We start from the raw sequence: 23,906 nt of genomic DNA, 5'->3' as shown, positions 1-23,906 counted from the left end.
AAGGGGGAATCACGGTATGTGCAGAACAATTGTTGGAATTTCAGCCAATCTTTGTCCAGTAGATGAAGCTGGAAAGAATATTCACACCTCTGTTTCACGCAAGTTTGTGGACGGCGTACGAATGGTTGGTGGCCTGCCAATGGTGATTCCCGTTGGAGATAAAAGTTTAGTTCAAGATTATGTAGAAACGATTGACAAGCTGATTTTGTCAGGCGGGCAAAATGTTCATCCGCAGTTTTATGGGGAAGAAAAGACCATTGACAGTGACGACTACAATATTGTTCGCGATGAGTTTGAGTTGGCACTCTTGAAAGAAGCCCTGCGCCAAAACAAGCCAGTCATGGCCATCTGCCGCGGTCTGCAGTTGGTAAATGTTGCTTTTGGCGGAACTCTCAATCAGCATATCGAAAATCACTGGCAGGGATTGCCATTTGGTACTTCGCACTCCATTCGTACGGAGAAAGATAGCGTTGTGGAGCGCTTGTTTGGTCAGGCTAGCCAGATTAATTCGGTCCATCGCCAAAGCATCAAAGACTTGGCGCCTAATTTCCGCGCGACAGCTTTTGATCCCAGAGACAATACCATCGAAGCGATTGAATCGGTTGACAATCATCGTATCATAGGTCTTCAATGGCATCCGGAGTTTTTAATAAACGAAGAAAAGGGCAATTTGGAGCTATTTCAGTACCTCTTGCAAGAGCTGTAAAAAATTATTTTATTTTTTTAAGTTACTTTTAGGAAAATTTAAGATAAGTGTTCTATACTAAGACCATAAACAAAGACCTCCTAACTTTGTTTAGAAATCCTAAAACTTTTCTTTTTCATAATAATCTCCCTATAAGAACCGCCCTATTGGCGGTTTTTTTGCTGGAAAGGCTGAGAAATCTGGATTTTCAACAATTTGATGTCTTTTATGTTATAATGAGTCACAAGTAGGCCGAGCGAATCGGTCGGTAGATGGAGGAATAGAGATGTCAAGAGCGGAGCGAGTTATTTTAACAAATATGTGTATGGTTTACGATGGAGACCGCATTTTAGTGCAAAATAAAGTAAATGATGATTGGACTGGCCTTTGCTTTCCAGGTGGCCATGTTGAAAATCGTGAATCCTTTGTCAAATCAGTGATACGGGAAGTCAAGGAAGAAACGGGTTTGACTATCTATGAGCCTCGCTTGTGTGGTGTCAAGCAGTTTTATACTGAAAAAGATGAGCGCTACATCGTTTTTCTTTACAAGACCAATCGTTTTGAAGGAGAGCTAGTTTCATCCGACGAAGGCGAGGTGTTCTGGATTAACCGTGAAGATTTTGACAGCTACTCGCTGGCTGTTAGTTTTAAGGAAATTTATCAAGTTTTCACATCAGATTTGACGGAGCAGTTTACCTATCTGGATAATGGAGAGATTATCAGAGATCTATACTAGGGAGAATCGCCAATCGGCGGTTTTTTTGCTTGTTTTTTGCGAATTTAGTATAATAGGGACAGCAAAAATAGAAAAGAGAAATACATGAAAATTCGCGGATTCGAGCTGGTTTCCAGCTTTACAAATGAAGATTTGCTGCCCAAGAGAGAGACGGCTCACGCAGCTGGCTACGATTTGAAAGTGGCAGAGCGCACCCTCATTGCGCCAGGGGAGATTAAGCTGGTTCCGACTGGTGTCAAGGCCTATATGCAGCCGAGCGAGGTGCTTTATCTTTACGACCGCTCGTCCAATCCTCGTAAAAAAGGTCTAGTCTTGATTAACTCCGTTGGGGTCATTGACGGCGACTACTATGGCAATCCTGGAAACGAAGGCCATATCTTTGCCCAAATGAAGAATATCACGGATCAGGAAGTCGTCCTTGAAGTTGGCGAACGTGTAGTGCAGGCTGTCTTTGCACCATTTCTGATTGCTGATGGAGATGAAGCGGAAGGTGTGCGGACCGGTGGATTTGGGTCGACAGGACATTAGTATGAAAATCATTTTTATCCGCCACGGAGAGCCAGATTATTCACTTTTGGAAGAGGCTGGTTATACTGGCTTTGGACTAGATTTGGCTCCCTTGTCGGCTGCTGGTCGTCGGATGGCGACAGAGGCCGCTGATAATCCTTTGCTGGAACAGGCGGAAATTCTGATCTCTTCTTCTGTGACGCGGGCTTTGGAGACGGCTTCCTATCTGATTCGAGACCGCCAACTCCCGCTTTTTGTGGAGCCTTTGCTGCATGAATGGCAGGTATATGAGAGTGGGACAGAAAAGTTTGAGCAGGCTCGGAAGCTGTTTTTTGAAAATAAAGGCTCACTTCCTTCAGGAAGTCCTGTCCGGTATGAGACAGCTGAGCAGATGAAAGACCGCTTTGTGCGTACCCTAAGTAAATACAGAGAATACGAGACGGTAGCTCTTGTAGCCCATCGCATGCTCATCCGCCAGTTTGTAGCTGATCAGCAGATTGATTTTTGCCAGTTTGTTGAATGTGAACTGAAGTTTTAATTTTTCGCTGTAAAAAGAATCTTAACAAAAGGATTTAAAGATAAAAGAAAATATGAAAGAATTTAAGAACAAGGACTACGCAACAGAAATTCGTCAGAAAATTCCAGGCTATGATGTGATGCTAGATGTGATTTTCCGAGGAGTATTGCTTAGGTTAGCACCCAGTTTAAAAGTCGATAAGGTGTTAGCTTTGGCAAGCCAGACGGATGAGTTAAATGGTTTGGCATCCTTATTTCCTAAGGCAGGGTTGACGGTTGTGGAGCCAAGCGAGGCGATGCTACAAGAGCTTAAAAGACAGGTTCATCTGCCTCAAGCGGAGTATCTTAATAGTCGGTTTGAAGAAGCAGTGCTGCTTTCTGCTTATCAGATTTGTTCTTGCTTGCTAGTGTTGCAGTTTGTTGAAAATCCCCGCTTTTTTCTTCGAAAAATTTATGAGTCTTTAAGTGAAGGTGGCTTTCTGATTCTTAGCTTTTTTTCCAACCAACAACTAGGCTATTGGAAAACACTTGCTTCAGAGCTAGGAGCCAATCAGCAACAAATTCAGCGTACTTATGAGAATCAAACTAGTTTGATGAATTCCTTCTCGCCTCAAGAAGTTGCAAACCTATTAGAAGAGGCTGGCTTTACTAATATAGAGCAAGTGTGTCAGGTCTTATCTACTTTTGTTTGGATTATTAGAAAATAAGGAGAATCACCATCGCTAAGAAAAAAACGACCTTTGTCTGTCAAAATTGTGAATATCATTCGCCCAAGTATCTAGGTCGCTGTCCTAACTGTGGCTCTTGGTCTTCTTTTGTTGAGGAAGTAGAGGCTGCTGAGGTCAAGCATGGCCGTGTTTCCTTGACAGGTGAAAAGACTCGGCCCATGAAGCTGGCTGAGGTCACTTCTATTGATGTCAATAGGACCAAGACGGAAATGGATGAGTTCAACCGTGTGCTGGGTGGTGGCGTAGTGCCTGGGAGTCTGGTCTTGATTGGCGGGGATCCCGGTATCGGGAAGTCCACCCTGCTTCTGCAAGTATCTACCCAGCTTTCTCATCAGGGCACCGTCCTTTATGTCAGCGGGGAAGAATCAGCTGAGCAGATTAAGCTGCGGGCGGAGCGGCTCGGTGATATTGACAGTGAATTTTATCTCTACGCCGAGACCAATATGCAAAATATCCGCACGGAGATTGAGAAAATCAAGCCAGATTTTCTGATTATCGACTCTATACAGACGGTGATGTCGCCAGAAATTTCCAGTGTTCAAGGTTCTGTCTCTCAGGTTCGAGAGGTGACAGCTGAGCTCATGCAGCTGGCCAAGACCAATAATATTGCAACCTTTATCGTTGGTCACATGACCAAGGAAGGAACCTTAGCTGGCCCCCGAACTTTGGAGCACATGGTGGACACCGTGCTTTATTTTGAAGGCGAACGTCAGCACACTTTCCGTATTTTACGGGCAGTTAAAAACCGCTTTGGCTCTACCAATGAGATTGGCATTTTTGAGATGCAGTCTGGTGGGTTAGTTGAGGTTGTCAATCCAAGTGAAGTCTTTCTAGAAGAGCGTCTGGATGGTGCGACAGGTTCTTCCATCGTCGTGACCATGGAAGGGACGCGGCCGATTTTGGCAGAGGTGCAGGCTTTGGTGACACCGACCATGTTTGGCAATGCCAAGCGAACCACGACTGGTCTGGACTTTAACCGAGCCAGCCTCATCATGGCAGTTCTGGAAAAGAGAGCAGGACTCCTCCTGCAAAATCAAGATGCCTACCTCAAGTCAGCTGGTGGCGTCAAGCTAGATGAGCCAGCGATTGATTTGGCAGTAGCGGTCGCCATTGCTTCCAGCTACAAGGATCTGCCTACCAATCCTCAAGAGTGCTTTATCGGTGAAATTGGCCTGACTGGAGAAATTCGCCGGGTTAATCGCATCGAGCAGCGCATCAACGAAGCAGCAAAGCTGGGCTTCACTAAAGTCTACGCTCCTAAAAACTCTCTGAACGGCCTCAAAGTTCCAGACAATATCCAAGTCATTGGTGTGACGACGATTGGGGAAGTTTTAAAGAAGGTATTTTCTTGATTAAAGTAGTATTGCGAAAAGTTGTTGTGCGTGCTATAATATTGCTAGAAAAATAGGATTTGTCTGGAAATTCCTATAAGTTGTTTTTCCAGATTTTTTAGGAGGTTAATCAACCATGGTAGATCATCGTATGAATGTTTCTATTACCAACAATGCTCAATTTCCCTTGGCGGAGATTGCCTTAGATGCATCAGAGTCTGTTCGTATTCAGACTGGGAGCATGATATATCACACCCCCAACGTTGTCTTAAATGCTAAAGTGAATGCAGAGTCTCAATCAATCTTTGGCATGGCAATCCAAGCTGTGGGCCGTTCTATGGCTTCTGGCGAAGGAGTGTTTATAACTGAAGCAACTGCTCAATCAAATAACGGTCGTCTAGCCTTAGCGCCTAATGTACCTGGTCAGATTGTTGCTCTGGAACTAGGCGAAAAGCAATACCGCCTTAATGATGGAGCTTTTCTGGCTATGGATGGTTCTGCCTCTTATACTTTGGAGAGGCAGTCGGTAGGTCGAGCTCTCTTTGGTGGCCAAGGAGGCTTTTATGTGATGAGTACCCAAGGTCAGGGGACACTCTTGGTAAATTCCTTTGGCTCGATTCAAAAGGTCGAGCTGCATAATGATAGGATAACGATTGACAATGCCCACGTAGTAGCATGGAGCCGAGAGTTGGAATATGATATTCATTTAGAAAATGGTTTCTGGCAGTCCATGGGAACTGGTGAAGGAGTGGTTAATACCTTCTATGGAACTGGCGAAATTTACATCCAAAGTCTCAATATTGAAACCTTTGCAAATGTTCTTCGCCCACACCTGAATATTGATAATTCTTGAAAATTTCTAGGAGAGACTCAGGCAGTCTCTTCTTTTTTGATGCTTCAGTTTTCCTTTGTTCAAAATGTAGGAAAATGTTATAATCAAGTCATAATAAGAAGGAGGCAGATTCAATGCGATTTTCTATGGACAGTAATATGCAGTTTCCTTTGGTTGAGTTGTCGCTCAATCAGGGAGAAACCGTCTTTATCCAGCGTGGCAGCATGGTCTACCACACGCCTAACGTGACTCTGAATACCCAGCTCAATGCCAGCGGTTCTGGCTTGGGACGTTTTGTCAAGGCTGTAGGTCGGTCAATGGTTTCTGGTGAAAGTACCTTTATTACTCAGGCTGTTGCCCAGTCTGATAATGGCTACCTTGCTTTAGCGCCAGATTCTCCTGGTCAAGTCATTCCCCTTCAGCTAGGCGAAAAGCAATATCGGCTGAATGACGGTGCCTTTCTAGCTCTTGATGGTACAGCTTACTATACTATGGAGCGCCAGTCTGTTGGGAAAGCCCTCTTTGGCGGGCAAGGCGGTTTCTTCGTCATGACGACCCAAGGTCAGGGAACTCTTTTGGCTAATGCTTTTGGTTCTATTAAGAAACTTGAGCTTCATAACCAAGAAGTAACAATTGACAATGCCCATGTAGTGGCTTGGAGCCAGTCTTTGAATTATCATGTTCATTTAGAAAATGGCTTCTGGCAGTCTATCGGAACGGGTGAAGGAGTGGTCAACACCTTCCAAGGTACTGGTGAAGTCTATGTGCAAAGTCTCAATCTTCAAACCTTTGCAGGCTCACTCAGCAAGTTTATTCCAAGAAGCTCATAATAAATAAAACTAGGACGGAAGATCAGATTAGATGCTGGATTTGACTGTCCTATTTTTTTGTAACAAAGCCGAGAACTGACAAATAGCAGAAAAGATGGTAAGATAATATAAAATTATTTGAATGTCAAAGTATTAGCAAGGGGAAAGAATGTCATATTTTGAAAACTTTATGAAGGCCAATCAAGCCTTGAAAAGGCAACGGCCGCCTTTATGATTTAGCTGTTAGCACCATCGGATGCGAACTCGTTCGTGGCATTTTTGGCGGATTAAAGAAACGTTAGGAGAATAAAGTGACAATTACTATAAAACCTTATCAGAAATTGGATAAAGAGGCTGTTTTAGAATTATCAATTCAAGCTTGGTCTCCAGTTTTTCCAAAAATGGAAAAAGGAGTTCCTAAGTTTGTTTATGATAATTTTTATCCTCAAGGGTGGGAAAAAAGGCAAATCAATGATCTAACAGCAGTCTTAAATGAAGAGAGTCAGTTTGCCTGGTTAGCTTTTCTGGAGGAAGAATTAGTCGGATGGATTCACATTCGCTTGCACCCTGAGGATAAGATGGGTGAGATTTATATCCTAGCTGTTGCTCCAAGATATCAGCGTCAAGGTATTGGAAAAGCGCTCATGACCTATGCTTGTGATCAGATTAAACAAAAAGGAATGGAAATGGTCATGGTTGAGACGGGTGGTGATCTAGGTCATGCACCGGCTCGTAAAACCTATGAGAACTTTGGTTTTGAACAATGGCCCGTTGCTCGCTACTTTAAGAAGTTATAACTCACGGCTCTTTGTCAACTGTAGTGGGTGATAAAAGCTAGCACAGAGAGCAGTTCATATAGGTTCTCTCTTTTTTGAAGTTAGGGAAGTTCTAAAGCCAAAATCTAGTATGATAAGGTTAATTCGTTTGAAGATCAAATAATATAATTAGTCAGGAGTCAAAATGTCATATTTTGAAAACTTTATGAAGGCCAATAAAGCTTATGTCGATCTGCATGGAACGGCACATCTGCCCATTAATCCCAAGACCAAGGTAGCTATCGTGACCTGCATGGACTCTAGGCTCCACGTGGCTCAGGCTCTGGGTCTAGCACTAGGAGATGCTCATATCTTGCGCAATGCCGGCGGTCGGGTAACAGAGGACATGATTCGCTCGCTAGTCATCTCCCAGCAGCAGCTAGGAACGCGGGAAATCGTGGTTTTGCATCATACAGACTGCGGGGCACAGACCTTTAAGAATGAGGATTTTACCGCCTATCTTCATAAAGAACTGGGAGTCGATGTCAGTGATCAGGACTTTTTACCTTTTACAGATGTAGAGGAAAGTGTGCGTGAGGATATGGCCTTGCTGCGGCAGTCACCGCTGATTCCAGCTGATGTAGAAATCTCTGGAGCGGTTTATGATGTAGATACTGGTCGAATGACAGTTGTTGAGGAATAGTTGGGAAGTCAATTTCTTTGTCTGCGCATCAGCATTGAAATTGGCTCCTTTTTTATGTTAAAATAGAGAAACGATTTTAATTAGTTAGGACAATGTTATGATTCTTTCCATTATTTCTCAGGGATTGGTTTGGGCCGTCCTAGGTCTAGGTATTTTTATGACCTTCCGGATTCTGGGCTTTCCTGATATGACGACAGAAGGCTCCTTCCCCTTGGGCGGGGCGGTGGCTGTTACCTTGATTACTAAAGGAGTCAATCCTTTTCTAGCAACAGCAGCGGCTGTTTTAGCGGGCTGTGCTGCGGGTGCCGTGACAGGTCTGCTCTATACCAAGGGGAAAATTCCGACCTTACTTTCTGGGATTTTGGTCATGACCTCCTGCCACTCTATCATGCTGATGCTGATGGGCCGTGCCAATCTGGGGCTTTTAGGCAGCAGTAAAATTCAGGATATTCTGCCCTTTTCAGGAGAAGTCAATGACCTCTTGACTGGTTTGATTTTTGTCAGTCTAGTGATTGCAGCTCTGCTCTTTTTCTTGGATACCAAGCTAGGGCAGGCCTATATCGCGACTGGAGATAATCCAGACATGGCTCGCAGTTTTGGGATCAATACTGGCCGTATGGAGTTGATGGGACTGATTCTGTCAAATGGCTTGATTGCTCTGGCTGGGGCACTGATTGCCCAGCAGGAAGGTTATGCAGATGTGTCCCGTGGGATTGGAGTGATTGTTGTCGGTCTGGCCAGTCTTATCATTGGCGAGGTGCTCTTCCATAGTCTGACCTTGGCAGAGCGTCTGATTACCATTGTCGTTGGTGCGATTGCCTATCAGTTCTTGATCTGGGGCGTCATTGCTCTCGGCTTTAATACTAACTATCTTCGTCTCTACAGCGCGGTGATTCTGGCCGTCTGTCTCATGATTCCAACCCTGAAAAATAAATTCTTTAAAGGAGCCAAGTTAAGCAAATGACAGCGATTGTAGAATTAAGAAATGCAACCAAGCTTGTAAAGAGCGGCTTTGATGAAGAAAAAATCATCCTAAATGATGTTTCTTTAGACATTCACGAGCATGATTTTATTACAATTTTAGGTGGAAACGGTGCAGGAAAGTCAACCCTGTTCAATGTCATTGCCGGAACTCTCCCCCTAACCAGCGGCAGCATTCATATCTTGGGGGAAAATGTCACTCATTTTTCACCAGAAAAGCGGGCCAAGTACCTGTCCCGTGTCTTTCAGGATCCTAAGATGGGAACGGCTCCGCGGATGACAGTGGCGGAAAATCTTCTCATTGCCAAATTCCGAGGCGAAAAGCGTGGCTTGGTGCCCCGTGGACTCAACAGCTACAGGGAAGAGTTTCAGGCGACGATTGAGAAAATCGGTAATGGTCTGGACAAGCATCTGGATACGCCGATTGAATTTCTTTCTGGCGGGCAAAGACAGGCTTTGAGTCTGCTCATGGCAACGCTCAAGCGACCAGAGCTTTTGCTTCTGGATGAGCATACTGCAGCACTGGATCCCAAGACCAGTGTAGCCTTGATGGAGCTGACCAATGAATTTGTCAATCGTGACCGCCTCACAGCCCTTATGATTACACATCACATGGAGGATGCCCTCAAATACGGCAACCGACTAATCGTTATGAAAGACGGGCAGATTATTCAGGACTTAAATAAAGACGAGAAAGCCAAGATGACCATCGCGGACTACTATGGCTTGTTTGAATAGGCTTGCTCAGAGTTTTGTAAAAACAAGAAAAAGAATATGTACTAAATAATGTACTGCTCCCACAAAGTTAGACAATTAATGTTCAAAAGGCTCTCATAGATTAATAAAAACCGCTAGAATGCGGTTTTTTTGTTATAAAAATAGTCCAAATCACTCGTCTAATCGAATAAACATCATTGCGTTAAGTAAGGAGATGAGTGCGACCGTATTAATATTATTGGAATAGATCAGTCTCTTGTTCTCAATGGGTGGAATAATAAAATTAGAAATGATGATATCGTAAGGTGATTCTTTTAAAGAATCAATTGATAGTTCTAATTTATTCCAAACTTCAAGTTCAAAATTGTTGCTGCAATAATAAGAAAGTGTCTCTGCTACTGATTTTGCATGATACTGATCAAAATTACTCATGACTAAAACCTTTAATTTAGGCTGATTTTGTAAAAGATTCAGCACTAAATGTTTGCTGTGAGTGATAAGAGTATAGGATAGATGGTTGACTTTCATTGGTGTGCTATAGATATCCAAAGTCTCTAGATAATGTTCAATCCCTTTTTTAATATCTGAAACAAATTGAGGGAAAATATTTTGAAAGTTCTTGATTGTATTCCCTTTTTGATCAAACAGAATAAATTCTGTAGATAGTTCCTGACGGTGCAGATGTGCTGTATTATGCAAATGCCAAATAAGATTGTCATTATTGTCTATTTTTAGATTATATTTGCTTTCTATCTGATCAATTAAATCACTTAATAATTGATACGAATTTTTTACATAGCTGTCTGTTTTTGCGCAGCTCATAAATAGATTTTCATCAATGAAAAACATTTTTTGAAAATAGGAGACAAATAGTTGACCTATCACTTCTTTATTCAGAGAGATATGATATTCAGAATCAAAGCTCGCTACAATGTCTTCAATTCCTTCTGCCTGCATGAAAGATTCTAACAATTGATTGTTAAAAGAATCTTTCTCAACTTCTAAGAAATGACCAAACTTTATTCGATATAAATTCGTAACGAGTAGCAATTTTAACATTCTTTGAGTTGCGAAATTGACAGGAAATGCAGTTTCTTTATAGACCAGTGCTAACAGCTTACACAAAGGTTCTACTGAAAAATCTGTAAAGGGCCATTCAAGAAAATAATATTTTTCCGAAAAATATTGTGCAAAAAAATAACGGATATCAATCTCATCTCCAATAATCCGAGCAGGATTGAGACTAATTTTGAAATTATATTGTTTTTTTATAATTTTGTTAATATGACTGATTATACGATAGAGTGAGGAAGAGCTTATATAAAACTCTTTACAAAGACTCTCAGTTTCATATCCTTCGTTAAAGAAGATGAATTCTAAAATTGAAAAATGGATTGAGTGCTTAAAAAAATGGTGATACACCATCTCAATATCACTATCATCGGTATTAATGATACGTATACCATTAGTGGACGAGTGAAAAATCAATTGAGGAAACGCAGACTTGACATGGGATAAATCATCTTTTACTGAACGTTCTGTACAATTCAATAGTTCAGCCAGTTCAGAAATATGAAACCAGCGTTTGTTTTTAAATAGTAGTTCTAGTAGTTCTAATTGCCTGTGGCTCTTTTTAGATAGTAATTCTCGCATTAAAATATTATCTTTCTTTATATAGTGTTTTTATTATCAGGCAATTATACCATATTTTATGCGTTTAACCTCGTTTAACAACTCTAAAATATATCTAAAAATGCTGATAAAAGCCTATAGAACAAGGAATTCTTATCTTTGCGTATCTATAGTACAGATAAACGGAAAGAAAACTAAGTTGAATTATTATGTTTCCAAGTTGGAAAATTATATAATTATGTTAATCAAAAAATAATAGTAAAAAATATTATTAAACAATTTTGATTTAGAAAAAATTAGAAAGGAGAATCAATATGCTTTGGTCTATTATTGTTGGAGGTGTTATTGGTCTTATTGCTGGATCAATCACTAAAAAAGGCGGCTCAATGGGTGTTATTGCAAACGTTGTTGCAGGTTTAGTTGGTTCTGCTGTCGGTCAGTCACTTTTGGGAACTTGGGGTCCTAGTTTAGCTGGTATGGCCTTGCTTCCTTCTATTATTGGTGCAGTTATTGTAGTAGCTGTTGTATCATTTTTTGTAGGTAAAAATGCATAAATTGTCTTTTTACTTTCAAAATACAATTTAAAATTTAATGATGTGAGGATTCAATATGTCAAAATCAAGAAAAATACTTTCCCTTATTTTCTGTATTTTAATCTTGACAATTTTGATTCCTGTTTTGCTAGACTTTCATAAAGTCAGCGGTCTGGGGCTCCAGTTATTTAGCTGGAAGTTATTCACTTGGAAGCAGATTCCTTTTGTGGGCTACTATCTTTCTAGGTATGTTTTCTGGGGCACTGTGGTTTTAGCAAGCTTAATCTTACTACTGATGTTAGTGATAGTTTTTTATCCTAAGAGACGTTTGGAAATTCAGCTAGCTGATACGGATGGGAAACTGATGCTGAAAAATTCAGCCATTGAAGGGTTTGTTCGTAGTCTGTTAACAGAACACGGTTTAATTAAAGATCCTACAGTTTCAGTAAATAGCCGTAAAAACAAATGCATGGTTTCCGTTAAAGGGGCAATTGTTCCTTCGGAAAACATCATCAAGAGAAGTCAGTTGATTCAAGAAGAAATTGCGTCTGGATTGACAGAATTCTTCGGAATCAATCATAATGTCAAGCTTAAAATCTCTGTCTCAGACTTCAAGCCAAAAGAAGCGGCTAAAAAAACTACTAGTCGTGTAAAGTAAGGAAGTAAAAAATGGAATGGTTTAAAAAATATCAATATCCAATCTTGTCTGGATTAGCAGGCATTATTCTAGCGTGTTTTATCCTATCCTTTGGCTTCTTTAAGACTTTATTTGTCTTGATTTGCGCTACTCTAGGGGCAGGAATTGGATATTATATTCAAAAAAATAATATATTAAAATAAAAATAAAGGAGTTTAACATGTCAAATAAAGATGTTAAAGATGTTGCTAAAAAAGAAGTTGCTCAAGCAGCTCATGAAGTAAAAGGTGAATTGACTTACGATGATAAGGTCATTCAAAAAATTATCGGTCTCTCTTTAGAGAAAGTTTCAGGTTTGCTGGCTGTTGACGGTGGCTTCTTCTCTAACATAAAAGATAAATTGGTCAACTCTGACAATGTCACTCATGGTGTCAATGTTGAAGTTGGTAAAGAACAAGTAGCTGTTGACCTGAATGTGGTTGCAGAATATCAAAAGAATGTTCCTGCTTTATACAAAGAAATCAAGAAAGTTGTTGTAGAAGAAGTTTCTAAGATGACTGATTTGGAAGTTGTTGAAGTAAATGTCAATGTCGTTGATATTAAAACGAAAGAACAACACGAAGCGGATTCAGTAAGCCTTCAAGACCGAGTGACAGATGTTGCTGAATCAACAGGCGAATTTGCTTCAGAGCAGTTCGAAAAAGCAAAATCTGGCATTAGCGGTGGTTTCTCAGCTGTTCAAGAAAAAGTTGGCGATGGTGTAGAGGCTGTTAAAGACGCTGCATCAAATGAAAAAGCTCGTGTTCGTTAATTCTCTAACTAAGTTTAGGAATTCTTATATTCTTTCATTTCTTTAAAAATGGAAACTAATAACGGAGGTATCAAATATGTCTACAGAAGAAAAATTCAACCAAGCTAAAGGTTCTGTGAAAGAAGGACTAGGCAAATTAACTGGTGATAAAAAAACAGAAAAAGAAGGAGCTGCTGAAAAAGTAGTTTCTAAAGTTAAAGAAGTTGCAGAAGATGCCAAAGATGCTGTTGAAGGCGCCATCGAAGGCGTTAAAAATATGGTTAAAAAAGACGATAAATAAAACCAATAGTTGATTTTCCTTATAAAAAGTCTTTGTTAGCTATAGTCACGGATAAAAATTATCTAGAATTTAAAGGAGATCATTTTAAGGTCTCCTTTCTTTTTTCTTAGCTAAAAAGTTTTTTAATTTCTTAGTTGTAAACGCTTGCAAAAATCTGGATAGAGTACTATAATAGAATTAAGGAAATAGAAAGAAAGGAAACCAAATTCATTCGCTTTTAAGTTTACTTTGTTGGTATAGTTGTTTGTAATACATAAGTAGTTGCTTTACTTGACATATTGGTTGAATTGTCAGACAGGCCTGCTTAGCTTGTCTGATTGTAACGATAGTATAGAAAGTAGAAGCTTTTAGATGGTTTTCAAACTTCGAGAATTCAATCAATAGTGCTTTATTATGTTATAGAGATTTCCAATGCTAAGATAAAAAGAAAATCATTAGCGGTTGAAGGAATTAAAAGTTTATAAAAAATAATAAAAACAATAAATAAAAAATTGTTATTCAGTTACACCTTGGATGAACTGATTGCTCTCATACCAGCGAAGTAAACCAGACCTCTAGCCGAGTAAAGCTAGAGGTCGTTTTTTGTAGTCAAGTACGCTAAGAAGACACACTTGACTTTGAAAAAACATGAAAAAATGCTATAATAGGTTGGATATGCGAACCTTTGGTTTGCAAGACTGTAATTCGACTTGGCTAGCCAAGGACCGTTAGTAATAAAATAAAGAATCTTTGATAAAAGTGAGATTCTGAAAATTGAATAGGAGAAAAAATGAGCAAGAGCAATATTAAACTGATTGCTTTGGGCGGCGTGCGTGAAAATGGTAAAAATCTCTACGTTGCCGAAGTGGATGATTCCATTTTTGTATTGGATGTTGGGCTGAAGTACCCAGAAAATGAGCAGTTGGGTGTGGATTATGTCGTTCCCAATATGGACTATTTGTTTGAAAACAAGAAGCGGATTGCGGGTGTCTTTCTGACACACGGGCACGCAGATGCGATTGGTGCTCTGCCAAATCTTTTAGCAGATGCTAAGGTGCCAGTTTTCGGATCAGAGTTGACGATCGAGCTGGCCAAGCTGTTTGTCAAAAACAACGATGCAGTTAAGAAGTTCAATGATTTCCATGTGATTGATGAAAATACTGAGATTGAATTTGGCAAAACCGTGGTTTCCTTCTTCCGGACGACCCACTCGATTCCTGAGAGTTTGGGAGTTGTCATCAAGACCAGAAAGGGCAGTATCGTTTATACAGGCGATTTCAAGTTTGACCAGTCAGCCAGTCCGTCCTACGCGACAGACTTTAGCCGTCTGGCTGAGATTGGCCGCGAGGGTGTTCTAGCCTTGCTCAGTGATTCAGCCAATGCAGACAGCACTGTTCAGGTAGCTAGTGAGAGCGAGGTCGGCAAGGAAATCGAAGATACGATTGCTGACTGGGATGGCCGCGTGATTGTTGCGGCGGTTGCCAGCAACTTGTCTCGTATCCAGCAGGTCTTTGATGCAGCTGCAGAGACTGGCCGCCGAGTGGTTTTGACAGGCTTTGATGTTGAAAATATCGTTCGTACGGCTATCCGCCTCAAGAAGCTGTCCTTGGTGGACGAACGCCTTTTGATCAAGCCCAAGGAAATGTCTAAGTTTGAAGATCATGAGCTGATCATCTTGGAGACTGGCCGGATGGGTGAGCCTATCAATGGCCTGCGCAAGATGTCAATTGGCCGTCACCGCTATGTGGAAATCAAGGAAGGTGATTTGATTTACATCGTAACAACGCCTTCTATTGCCAAGGAAGCGGTCGTGGCTCGCGTGGAAAATATGATTTATCAGGCGGGGGGCATTGTCAAGCTGATTACCCAAAACCTGCGGGTTTCAGGTCACGGGAATGCGCGTGATTTGCAGCTCATGATTAACCTGCTGCAGCCTAAGTACCTCTTCCCTATTCAGGGTGAGTACCGCGGACTGGATGCTCATGCCAAGGCTGCCATGGAAGTTGGCATGCTGCCGGAAAATATCTTCATTCCTAAGCGTGGCAGCATCATGGAATACGACCATGGTGATTTTGTGCCAGCTGGTGCAGTATCAGCTGGAGATGTCATGATTGATGGAAATGCGATTGGCGATGTGGGTAATATCGTCCTCCGCGACCGCAAGGTCTTGTCTGAAGATGGTATTTTCATCGTGGCACTCACAGTTAACCGTAAGGAAAAGAAAATCATTTCCAAGGCTAAAGTACATACCCGTGGATTTGTCTATGTTAAGAAGAGCAGAGATATTTTGCGCGAAAGCTCTGACATTATCAATAAAACCGTGGAAGACTATCTGGCGCAGGATAGCTTTGACTGGGGTGAGCTGAAGGGTGCTGTCCGTGACAGTCTGGCCAAATATCTCTTTGATCAAACCAAGCGTCGCCCAGCTATTTTGCCAGTTGTTATGGAAGTGCGGTAAAAATCTGAACACAAATACAAGAAAAGTCGGGCTTCGGCTTTTTCTTGTCAGAAAGATAGAAGGAGAAATGCGAATGGCAGTGATGAAAATAGAGTATTATTCTGAGGCTTTGGAGATGGAATGGGGCGTTAATGTCCTCTATCCGGACGCAGCTCGTGTGGACAAGCCGGATGATAAGGACATTCCTGTTTTGTACTTGCTTCATGGTATGAACGGGAATCACAATAGCTGGCTCAAGCGCTCAAATATTGAGCGTCTGGTTCGCTCGACCAACTTGATTGTTGTCATGCCTAATACCAGCAATGGCTGGTACACCGATACTCAGTACGGCTTTAACTATTACGAAGCTATCGCTGAGGAGCTGCCTCGGGTGCTCAAGCGCTTTTTCCCAAATATGTCGGATAAGCGGGAGAAGAATTTTATCGCTGGTCTTTCCATGGGCGGATATGGAGCCTTTAAGCTGGCTCTCAAGTCTAACCGCTTTTCATACGCGGCTAGTCTTTCAGGCGCTTTGAGTTTTCTTGATGCTCGTCCAGATAATGCTGAAATGGCAACGCCAGCCTATTGGCGAGGAGTTTTTGGAGACTATAAGGACTGGACCAGCAGCCCCCATTCGCTGGAGAGTATAGCCAAGCAATCTGATAAAAAAACCAAGCTTTGGGCTTGGTGTGGCGAAGAAGATTTTCTCTACAAGGCCAATCAGAAGGCAGTGAAAAACCTGCAAGACTTAGGTTTGGAGATTACTTACAGCCACAGTCCAGGTAAGCATGAGTGGTATTACTGGGAAAAGCAGCTGGAGAATGTGCTGGCCTGGCTTCCTATCGACTTCCAGCTGGAAGAGCGCCTGTCGTAAAAATAGACTGTAAAGTCGTATTCTGCCCTCAGAGTATGATATAATGATTACGTTTGAAAATCGGAGTGGGAATGATTCCCCGAAATACAAATAGGAGAATGGAACTTTGACAAAAGCGATTCGAGTGCGTTATGCACCAAGTCCGACTGGACTTTTACACATCGGAAATGCGCGGACTGCGCTCTTTAACTATCTCTATGCTCGTCACTATGGTGGAACATTCATTATCCGTATCGAGGATACAGACCGCAAGCGCCATGTAGAAGACGGAGAACGCTCACAGCTTGAAAACTTACGCTGGCTGGGTATTGACTGGGATGAGAGTCCTGAGACTCACGAAAACTACCGTCAGTCTGAGCGCTTGGATATTTACCAAAAATACGTTAATGAACTCTTGGACAAGGGCTTGGCTTACAAGTCCTATGTGACCGAGGAAGAATTAGCGGCTGAACGTGAACGCCAGGAAGCAGCTGGTGAAACGCCGCGTTATATCAATGAGTTTCTAGGTATGTCTGAGGAAGAAAAGGCAGCCTATATTGCTGAGCGCGAAGCAGCGGGCATTATTCCGACGGTTCGTCTGGCTGTCAATGAAGCTGGTGTCTACAAGTGGACTGACATGGTCAAGGGCGAAATTGAGTTCGAGGGTGGCAATATCGGTGGTGACTGGGTTATCCAGAAGAAAGATGGCTACCCAACTTACAACTTTGCTGTGGTTATTGATGACCATCTGATGGAAATTTCGCACGTTATTCGGGGAGATGACCACATTGCCAACACACCTAAGCAGCTCATGGTTTATGAAGCTCTAGGTTGGGAAGCGCCAGAATTTGGGCACATGACCTTAATTATCAACTCTGAAACTGGCAAGAAGCTGTCCAAGCGCGATACCAATACCTTGCAGTTTATCGAGGATTATCGCAAGAAGGGCTACCTGCCAGAAGCAGTTTTTAACTTTATTGCACTGCTGGGCTGGAATCCTGGCGGCGAGCATGAGATTTTCTCCCGTCAAGAATTGATTGAGCTTTTTGATGAAAAACGTCTCAGCAAGTCCCCAGCTGCCTTTGACCAGAAGAAGCTGGACTGGATGAACAACGAATACATCAAGAATGCAGATTTCGACACAATCTTCGCTTTGGCTAAGCCATATTTGGAAGAAGCGGGCCGTTTGACAGATAAGGCAGAAAAGCTTGTTGAGCTCTACAAACCACAAATGAAGTCTGTGGATGAAATCGTGCCGCTGACAGACCTCTTCTTTGCGGACTTCCCAGAGTTGACAGATGCGGAGCGTGAGGTTATGGCTGGTGAAACGGTACCGACTGTGTTGACAGCATTCAAGGAAAAGCTAGAAGCTATGTCGGATGCAGATTTTGTGACGGAGAATATCTTCCCGCAGATCAAGGCTGTCCAAAAAGAGACAGGAATCAAGGGCAAAAACCTCTTTATGCCGATTCGGATTGCCGTTTCGGGTGAAATGCATGGACCAGAGCTGCCAGATACGATTTACTTGCTTGGACGCGAAAAATCCATCCAGCATATCGAAAACATGCTGAATCAAATTCAATAAGATGAACCAGCTTTCGAGCTGGTTTTTACTTTGCAAATTTTTGTTTTTATGTCACACTTGTAATAAGAAAATCCTTTAAGGAGAGAAAAATGAAAAAATGGATCATTATCTTGGTTGGAGGGTTAGTAGCTTTACTCGTGCTAGTAACCTGTAACCAAAAGAAAGAGCAGACGACTCCTACTTCCAACAATTCTAAAGCAAGTTCGACTAGCTCTGCATCTTCTAAAAAGTCTGAAAGAGAGAGCAATTCGAGCGAACTTGATGGTCAAGCGGATGGTCAAGAAATTTCTGATGCTGGCTCTCAGCAGAATTCGGAAACTGAAGCTGAAAAGTCTACCAAAGAAACTAGCAAAGGAGAGAAAGAGACGGCATCAACTTCTAGTTTGGATATGAAGGCTATTGCTTCTGGAGATTTTTCCAGCATGATTGGTACTTGGCAGGATGCCAAAGGGAACAGTTATACATTCGATGCGTCTGGTATCGAGTCAGATGTTGCCAAGCTTGAGACAGGAGATTACTCTGGGCCAGATGAAAATGGGATTTACCGAGCAGGGATTCGTTGGAAAAACCAAACCGGTGCTGCCTTTCTTATCATTCCAGCAGGAAAGAGTCTGCCAGCTGGGGAGACTGTCAATGGGACGGATCCGACTGATACCAGTCAAGATCGCTTCATCATCACCCAGAGCGTTTCCGAACATCCCGATGTTTTTTACCGTGTAAAATAAGGAGTCTTGACGGACTCTTTTTTCTTATTTTGAGTCCAGTATATAATATATTGATTTTGAATAAAAATCGATAAAACGCTTTTATTTTAATAAATATTAAAATTTCTCTTGACATTCGCATTTTCATACAGTAGAATGTTTAAAAATAAAATGTAGAAGGATAGAGGTAATCATATGGTTAAAGAGAAAGTCATTTTAGCGTATTCCGGCGGCTTGGACACTTCGGTGGCCATTACTTGGCTGGACAAGGATTATGATGTGATCGCGGTCTGCATGGACGTAGGTGAAGGAAATGATTTGGATTTCATTCATGACAAGGCGCTGAAAGTTGGCGCTATCGAATCACATGTTATTGATGTTAAAGACGAGTTTGCAGAAGACTACGTCTTGGTTGCTCTGCAAGGACACACCTTCTACGAACGAAAATATCCTCTAGTGTCCGCTCTGAGCCGACCTTTGATTTCTAAGAAATTGGTTGAAATTGCCCACAAGACGGGGGCGACAACCATTGCCCATGGCTGTACCGGAAAAGGAAACGATCAGGTACGTTTTGAAGTGGCTATCGCATCCTTGGATCCCAGTCTCAAGGTCATTGCTCCGGTTCGGGAGTGGAAATGGTCTCGGGAAGAAGAAATTAATTACGCCAAAGCTAATGGTGTGCCAATTCCAGCAGATCTGGATAGTCCTTACTCAGTCGATCAAAACCTTTGGGGACGGGCCAATGAGTGTGGTGTCTTGGAAAACCCTTGGAATGAAGCACCAGAAGACGCTTATGATTTGACAGTTGCACCAGAAGCAGCGCCAGACAGCCCAGTCTATGTAAATATTGACTTTGAGGCAGGTGTGCCAGTTGCTTTAGATGGTAAAAAGATGAAGCTGGCGGACTTGATTCTTGAGCTGAATGACCTAGCTGGACAGCACGGTGTTGGCCGGATTGACCATGTGGAAAATCGTCTGGTGGGGATTAAGTCTCGGGAAATCTATGAATGCCCTGGGGCGGTGACTCTCTTGGCTGCCCACAAGGAAATCGAGGATCTGACTCTAGTTAGAGAATTAGCTCATTTTAAGCCGATTATCGAAAACGAGCTGTCCAATCTCATCTACAATGGCCTCTGGTTTAATCCAGCGACAGAAGCTTTGATTGCGTACCTTAAGTCCACCCAGCAGGTGGTCAATGGCACAGCTAAGGTGAAGCTTTATAAGGGGTCTGCGACAGTCGTAGCGCGTAAATCTAACAATTCTCTCTACGACGAAAGTCTGGCTACCTATACCAGTGCAGATACTTTTGATCAGGATGCCGCAATTGGCTTTATCAAGCTATGGGGGCTTCCGTCTAAGGTTCACGCAGAGGTCCAGGCTCACAAAGATAAATAGAAAGGTGCTTTCCTATGGCGAATCATAAACTGTGGGGCGGACGTTTTGAAGCCTCTCTGGAAGGCTGGGTAGAAGAATTTGGTGCCAGCATTGGCTTTGACTATCGTCTGGCTCCTTATGATCTGCAAGGCAGCCTAGCCCATGTCAAAATGCTGGGGCAGACAGGAATCATTGCTCCAGAGGAAGCAGCTGTTATTCAGGCAGGTTTGGAAAAGCTGTTGGCACGTTATGAGTCTGGAGAGCTTGAGTTTGATGTCCGTAATGAAGATATTCATATGAATATGGAGGCTCTTCTGACCGAGGAGATTGGGCCAGTGGCTGGTAAGCTTCATACGGCTCGCTCTCGTAATGACCAGGTGGCGACAGATATGCACCTCTATCTCAAGGATCAGCTCGGTCAGATTGCGGATAAACTCTTGAATTTGCGCCAGGTGCTGCTGGACTTGGCTGAGGAGCATGTAGAGACTATCATGCCAGGCTATACCCATCTGCAGCATGCTCAGCCGATTAGCTTTGCTCATCATCTGCTGGCCTATTATCAGATGTTCAGCCGGGATAGTCAGCGCTTTGCCTTTAATCTGGAGCATACAGATTTGTCTCCTTTAGGAGCGGCGGCTCTGGCGGGGACAACGTTTCCGATTGACCGGGAGTTGACAGCTGATTTGTTGGGCTTCAAAGGCATTTACCACAATTCCTTGGATGCGGTCAGTGATCGAGATTTTATCTTGGAGTTTCTATCTAACAGCAGCATTCTCATCATGCATCTGTCTCGTCTCTGTGAGGAGCTGATTAACTGGTGCAGCTATGAATATGGCTTTGTCAGCCTGTCAGACACCTTTAGTACTGGATCTTCCATTATGCCGCAAAAGAAAAATCCGGACATGGCGGAGCTGATTCGGGGTAAGAGCGGCCGGGTCTATGGCCATCTCTTCAGCCTTCTGACGGTTATGAAATCCCTGCCCTTGGCCTATAATAAGGACCTGCAGGAAGACAAGGAAGGTATGTTCGATACAGTAGATACCATCCAAAAATCGCTGGATATTATGGCGGGTATGCTGTCTAGTATGACAGTAAACAAAGAAAAAATGCTGGTTTCAACCCAGCAAGACTTCTCCAATGCGACAGAATTGGCTGACTATCTGGCCAAGAAAGGACTTCCTTTCCGGGAAGCCCATGAGATTGTCGGAAAGTTGGTGCTGGAATGCAGCAAGGCAGGCTATTATCTACAGGATATCCCACTGAGCCGCTATCAGGAAGTGTCGTCGATGATTGAGGAAGATATTTATCAAGCACTTGAGTCGCAGACCGCTGTACAAAAACGGGATTCCCTTGGCGGGACGGGATTTGCACAGATCCGTCAGGAGTTGGAAAGAGCGAAAAAACAGCTGGAAAAGGAATAAGATATAGGGAACATCGCAAGGAAATTGCGGTGTTTTTTTGGTGAATCAACCTTTTAAATATTTGCAAAAACAGCGTCATAGCGGCTCTTATTGGCATTTTCGAAAAATATGGTATAATAGATATAATTTTGGTGGATGGAGTTGAGTTTTGAGAAAAAACTATCGCGTCAAGAGCGAAAAAGATTTTAATGCGATTTTTAAAAGAGGACAGAGTTTTGCTAATCGAAAATTTGTCGTTTACATGTTAGAAAAAGAGCAAAAGCATTTTCGAGTTGGAATTTCCGTCAGTAAAAAGCTGGGGAACGCAGTGGTTCGTAATCGTATTAAAAGAAAAATTCGCCATGTCTTGATGCAGCATCAGAAACAGTTAGTCCAGGCAGACTTCGTAGTTATCGCTCGCAAAGGAGTGGAAGAGTTGGACTACCACCAAGTTGAACAAAATTTATTGCATGTATTAAAGATTGCTAAACTTTATCAGGAAGGATTCATTTGTGAAACAGAAAAGTAAATTAGGGATTTTGCTGGTTGCCTCGCTGCTCTTTCTCACAGCCTGCGGAACCAGTCAAGTAACGGCCGATTCACATGGCTTTTGGGAGAAGTTGGTCTATTTCTTTGCGGACACCATTCGTTTTCTATCCTTTGGTGGCAGCAAGGGGATTGGGATTATTCTCTTTACCTTGATTATCCGGACAGTTCTCCTGCCGGTCTTCCAATTCCAGACGACTTCTTCGCGTAAGCTGCAGGAAGTGCAGCCGCATATCAAGCAGCTACAGGAAAAGTATCCTGGTAAGGATATGGAGAGCAGAACGGCCTTGGCTGAGGAAACTCAAAAGCTCTACAAAGAAAAGGGTGTTAATCCCTATGCCTCATTCATTCCGCTCTTTATCCAGATGCCAGTGCTCCTGGCTCTGTTTCAAGCCCTAACTCGGGTTGATTTCATGAAGACAGGTCACTTCCTCTGGCTCAATCTAGGAGCGACAGATCCGACCTTTATTCTTCCGTTGTTGGCGGCTCTCTTCACTTTCCTCAGTACGTGGCTTTCAAACAAGGCCTTGCCTGAGAGAAATGGTGGGATGACAGTCATGATGTACCTGATGCCAGTTGTGATTTTCTTTTTTGCCCTCTATGCAGCGAGCGGGGTGGCCCTCTACTGGGCGGTCTCAAATGCTTATCAGGTGGTTCAGACCTTGCTGCTGAGCAATCCTTTCACAATCATTGCCGAGCGGGAAGCCAAGGAACGGTCCGAGCGTCAATTGGAACAGAAAAAGAAACGTGCCCTGAAAAAAGCACAGAAAAAGAAAAAGTAAGTAAGAAGGAGGACTCTTGCAATGGTTATTTTTACAGGAGCAAGTGTTGAAGAAGCCATTCAAAATGGTTTGAAAACGTTGGATATTCCACGTATGAGAGCGCATATCACTGTTATTTCACGTGAGAAAAAAGGCTTTTTAGGCTTGTTTGGCAAGAAGCCGGCTCAGGTGGATGTCGAGCTGATTGCTGAGACGACAGTTGTCAAGGCTAATCAAAAAGCTGTGAAAGGTGTTCCCGAAGAGATTAATGCTCAGAATGAGCCTGTGCAGTCTGTCAGTGAAGCAACGGTTGATTTGGGCCGTGTGGTAGCTGCCATCAAGAAGGTTGAAGGAGAAGGCGAAGTTATCTCGGATGAGGTCAAGGCTGAAATTCTCAAAAATGACAAGCAAGCCAATACGATTTTAGAAGAGACTGGCACCATTGATCTTCTCAAGACCAACCAAGCTATTGATGAGGCAGTTGCTCAAGCAGAAGCGGACGATAGCAAGGTTATCTCTTTTGAACAAGCAGCTAAAGACAAGGCTGAGCCGACAGAAACAGAAGAAAGCTCTTTTGCTGACTTAGGCATCCAAGTCGAAGCTGACTACGATATTGAAGAGGTAGTTGAAAACGTAACGAACTATGTTCAGAAAATCGTTGATGAGATGGATGTGGAAGCGGGCATTTCCAGCAGCCACAACCGCCGAACTATCAACATGCAGATTGATACCAATGAACCGGGGCGCGTGATTGGCTACCACGGAAAAGTCTTGAAAGCTCTGCAGCTATTGGCACAAAACTATCTTTATAACCAATATTCTAAGAGCTTCTACATTTCTATTAATGTCAATGATTATGTTGAGCATCGGGCAGAAGTGCTGCAAAGCTATGCGCAGAAACTGGCTCAGCGGGCTTTGGAAGACCGACGCGGTCAGCACACTGACCCTATGTCTAACAGCGAGCGCAAAATTATCCACCGCATCATCTCTCGCATCGATGGCGTGACTAGCTATTCCGAAGGCGACGAGCCTAACCGCTATGTCGTCGTGGATATTGATAGCGAATAAAAAGAA

At 42.7% G+C, this 23,906-nt stretch carries 27 protein-coding genes; 26 read left to right on the top strand and 1 reads right to left on the bottom strand.

Annotated elements, in window-relative coordinates:
* Window positions 1-16: 16 nt before the first annotated feature.
* The 12 genes from K1I94_RS08565 to K1I94_RS08510 all read left to right on the top strand — a co-directional run bounded on the left by K1I94_RS08565 (window position 17) and on the right by K1I94_RS08510 (window position 9,321).
* Window positions 17-706 carry a gamma-glutamyl-gamma-aminobutyrate hydrolase family protein gene (locus K1I94_RS08565; RefSeq protein ID WP_002893948.1) on the top strand — a complete coding sequence of 230 codons (690 nt, stop codon included), beginning with the start codon at window positions 17-19 and terminating at the stop codon, window positions 704-706.
* Between the two features lie 265 nt (window positions 707-971).
* Window positions 972-1,421: an 8-oxo-dGTP diphosphatase gene (locus tag K1I94_RS08560; RefSeq protein WP_223315057.1), complete on the top strand. Its 450-nt coding sequence runs from the start codon at window positions 972-974 to the stop codon at window positions 1,419-1,421.
* 84 nt (window positions 1,422-1,505) lie between these two features.
* Entirely contained in the window at window positions 1,506-1,949 is a 444-nt protein-coding gene (locus K1I94_RS08555) for a dUTP diphosphatase (protein WP_223315056.1), read from the top strand.
* A gap of 1 nt (window position 1,950) precedes the next feature.
* The gene (locus tag K1I94_RS08550; RefSeq protein ID WP_223315055.1) at window positions 1,951-2,466 is read left to right on the top strand and encodes a histidine phosphatase family protein; all 516 of its coding nucleotides are present in this window, start codon (window positions 1,951-1,953) and stop codon (window positions 2,464-2,466) included.
* Window positions 2,467-2,518: 52 nt separating this feature from the next.
* Window positions 2,519-3,151, top strand: a complete 633-nt coding sequence (locus K1I94_RS08545) for a methyltransferase domain-containing protein (protein WP_223315054.1) — start codon at window positions 2,519-2,521, stop codon at window positions 3,149-3,151.
* Between the two features lie 5 nt (window positions 3,152-3,156).
* Window positions 3,157-4,524 carry a DNA repair protein RadA gene (gene radA / locus K1I94_RS08540; protein ID WP_223315067.1) on the top strand — a complete coding sequence of 456 codons (1,368 nt, stop codon included), beginning with the start codon at window positions 3,157-3,159 and terminating at the stop codon, window positions 4,522-4,524.
* A gap of 115 nt (window positions 4,525-4,639) precedes the next feature.
* Entirely contained in the window at window positions 4,640-5,356 is a 717-nt protein-coding gene (locus K1I94_RS08535) for a TIGR00266 family protein (protein WP_002916623.1), read from the top strand.
* A gap of 113 nt (window positions 5,357-5,469) precedes the next feature.
* Window positions 5,470-6,165 (top strand): TIGR00266 family protein, encoded by a 696-nt coding sequence (locus K1I94_RS08530; RefSeq protein WP_125401782.1) that lies wholly within the window; start codon window positions 5,470-5,472, stop codon window positions 6,163-6,165.
* 290 nt (window positions 6,166-6,455) lie between these two features.
* On the top strand, window positions 6,456-6,941 hold the full coding sequence (locus tag K1I94_RS08525; protein WP_002893940.1) for a GNAT family N-acetyltransferase: 486 nt from the start codon (window positions 6,456-6,458) through the stop codon (window positions 6,939-6,941).
* A 163-nt stretch (window positions 6,942-7,104) separates the two neighbouring features.
* On the top strand, window positions 7,105-7,602 hold the full coding sequence (locus tag K1I94_RS08520) for a beta-class carbonic anhydrase (protein ID WP_002893938.1): 498 nt from the start codon (window positions 7,105-7,107) through the stop codon (window positions 7,600-7,602).
* A 97-nt stretch (window positions 7,603-7,699) separates the two neighbouring features.
* Window positions 7,700-8,566 carry an ABC transporter permease gene (locus K1I94_RS08515; protein ID WP_002899165.1) on the top strand — a complete coding sequence of 289 codons (867 nt, stop codon included), beginning with the start codon at window positions 7,700-7,702 and terminating at the stop codon, window positions 8,564-8,566.
* Entirely contained in the window at window positions 8,563-9,321 is a 759-nt protein-coding gene (locus tag K1I94_RS08510) for an ABC transporter ATP-binding protein (protein ID WP_002905458.1), read from the top strand. Before K1I94_RS08515 ends, K1I94_RS08510 begins: the two co-directional genes overlap by 4 nt.
* Window positions 9,322-9,471: 150 nt before the next feature.
* On the opposite strand, the gene K1I94_RS08505 is transcribed toward K1I94_RS08510, so the two are convergent.
* Window positions 9,472-10,953: a M protein trans-acting positive regulator PRD domain-containing protein gene (locus K1I94_RS08505; protein ID WP_223315053.1), complete on the bottom strand. Its 1,482-nt coding sequence runs from the start codon at window positions 10,951-10,953 to the stop codon at window positions 9,472-9,474.
* Window positions 10,954-11,246: 293 nt separating this feature from the next.
* Between K1I94_RS08505 and K1I94_RS08500 the strand changes: the two genes are divergently transcribed.
* From K1I94_RS08500 to jag, 14 genes are all read left to right on the top strand, one after another.
* Complete coding sequence (locus tag K1I94_RS08500) at window positions 11,247-11,486, top strand: GlsB/YeaQ/YmgE family stress response membrane protein (RefSeq protein WP_002920347.1); 240 nt, start codon at window positions 11,247-11,249, stop codon at window positions 11,484-11,486.
* Between the two features lie 55 nt (window positions 11,487-11,541).
* Window positions 11,542-12,123 (top strand): alkaline shock response membrane anchor protein AmaP, encoded by a 582-nt coding sequence (gene amaP, locus K1I94_RS08495; protein ID WP_002926221.1) that lies wholly within the window; start codon window positions 11,542-11,544, stop codon window positions 12,121-12,123.
* An 11-nt stretch (window positions 12,124-12,134) separates the two neighbouring features.
* Window positions 12,135-12,305, top strand: coding sequence for a DUF2273 domain-containing protein (locus K1I94_RS08490; protein ID WP_223315052.1), 171 nt, complete (start codon window positions 12,135-12,137; stop codon window positions 12,303-12,305).
* 17 nt (window positions 12,306-12,322) lie between these two features.
* On the top strand, window positions 12,323-12,913 hold the full coding sequence (locus K1I94_RS08485) for an Asp23/Gls24 family envelope stress response protein (RefSeq protein ID WP_002907890.1): 591 nt from the start codon (window positions 12,323-12,325) through the stop codon (window positions 12,911-12,913).
* Between the two features lie 76 nt (window positions 12,914-12,989).
* Entirely contained in the window at window positions 12,990-13,193 is a 204-nt protein-coding gene (locus tag K1I94_RS08480) for a CsbD family protein (RefSeq protein ID WP_002893927.1), read from the top strand.
* Between the two features lie 769 nt (window positions 13,194-13,962).
* Entirely contained in the window at window positions 13,963-15,630 is a 1,668-nt protein-coding gene (locus tag K1I94_RS08475) for a ribonuclease J (protein ID WP_223315051.1), read from the top strand.
* Window positions 15,631-15,703: 73 nt separating this feature from the next.
* Window positions 15,704-16,483 (top strand): alpha/beta hydrolase, encoded by a 780-nt coding sequence (locus K1I94_RS08470; protein WP_002893923.1) that lies wholly within the window; start codon window positions 15,704-15,706, stop codon window positions 16,481-16,483.
* A 106-nt stretch (window positions 16,484-16,589) separates the two neighbouring features.
* Complete coding sequence (gltX, locus tag K1I94_RS08465) at window positions 16,590-18,047, top strand: glutamate--tRNA ligase (protein WP_002916599.1); 1,458 nt, start codon at window positions 16,590-16,592, stop codon at window positions 18,045-18,047.
* 89 nt (window positions 18,048-18,136) lie between these two features.
* Window positions 18,137-18,772, top strand: coding sequence for a DUF6287 domain-containing protein (locus tag K1I94_RS08460; RefSeq protein WP_011837576.1), 636 nt, complete (start codon window positions 18,137-18,139; stop codon window positions 18,770-18,772).
* 174 nt (window positions 18,773-18,946) lie between these two features.
* Window positions 18,947-20,146 (top strand): argininosuccinate synthase, encoded by a 1,200-nt coding sequence (locus K1I94_RS08455; protein WP_223315050.1) that lies wholly within the window; start codon window positions 18,947-18,949, stop codon window positions 20,144-20,146.
* A 14-nt stretch (window positions 20,147-20,160) separates the two neighbouring features.
* On the top strand, window positions 20,161-21,546 hold the full coding sequence (argH, locus tag K1I94_RS08450; protein WP_223315049.1) for an argininosuccinate lyase: 1,386 nt from the start codon (window positions 20,161-20,163) through the stop codon (window positions 21,544-21,546).
* Window positions 21,547-21,694: 148 nt separating this feature from the next.
* A complete protein-coding gene (gene rnpA / locus K1I94_RS08445; protein ID WP_002917781.1) occupies window positions 21,695-22,054 on the top strand; it encodes a ribonuclease P protein component in 360 nt (119 codons plus the stop codon).
* Window positions 22,038-22,853 carry a YidC/Oxa1 family membrane protein insertase gene (locus K1I94_RS08440; RefSeq protein WP_223315048.1) on the top strand — a complete coding sequence of 272 codons (816 nt, stop codon included), beginning with the start codon at window positions 22,038-22,040 and terminating at the stop codon, window positions 22,851-22,853. The genes rnpA and K1I94_RS08440 overlap by 17 nt, the downstream gene beginning before the upstream one ends.
* 21 nt (window positions 22,854-22,874) lie before the next feature.
* Window positions 22,875-23,900: an RNA-binding cell elongation regulator Jag/EloR gene (gene jag / locus K1I94_RS08435; protein WP_223315047.1), complete on the top strand. Its 1,026-nt coding sequence runs from the start codon at window positions 22,875-22,877 to the stop codon at window positions 23,898-23,900.
* Window positions 23,901-23,906: the final 6 nt, after the last annotated feature.

Origin of the sequence: Streptococcus sanguinis, from assembly GCF_019929145.1 — a bacterium.
In the GTDB taxonomy this organism is placed as follows: domain Bacteria; phylum Bacillota; class Bacilli; order Lactobacillales; family Streptococcaceae; genus Streptococcus; species Streptococcus sanguinis_U.
This window is presented reverse-complemented; position numbering and strand designations above follow the sequence as displayed.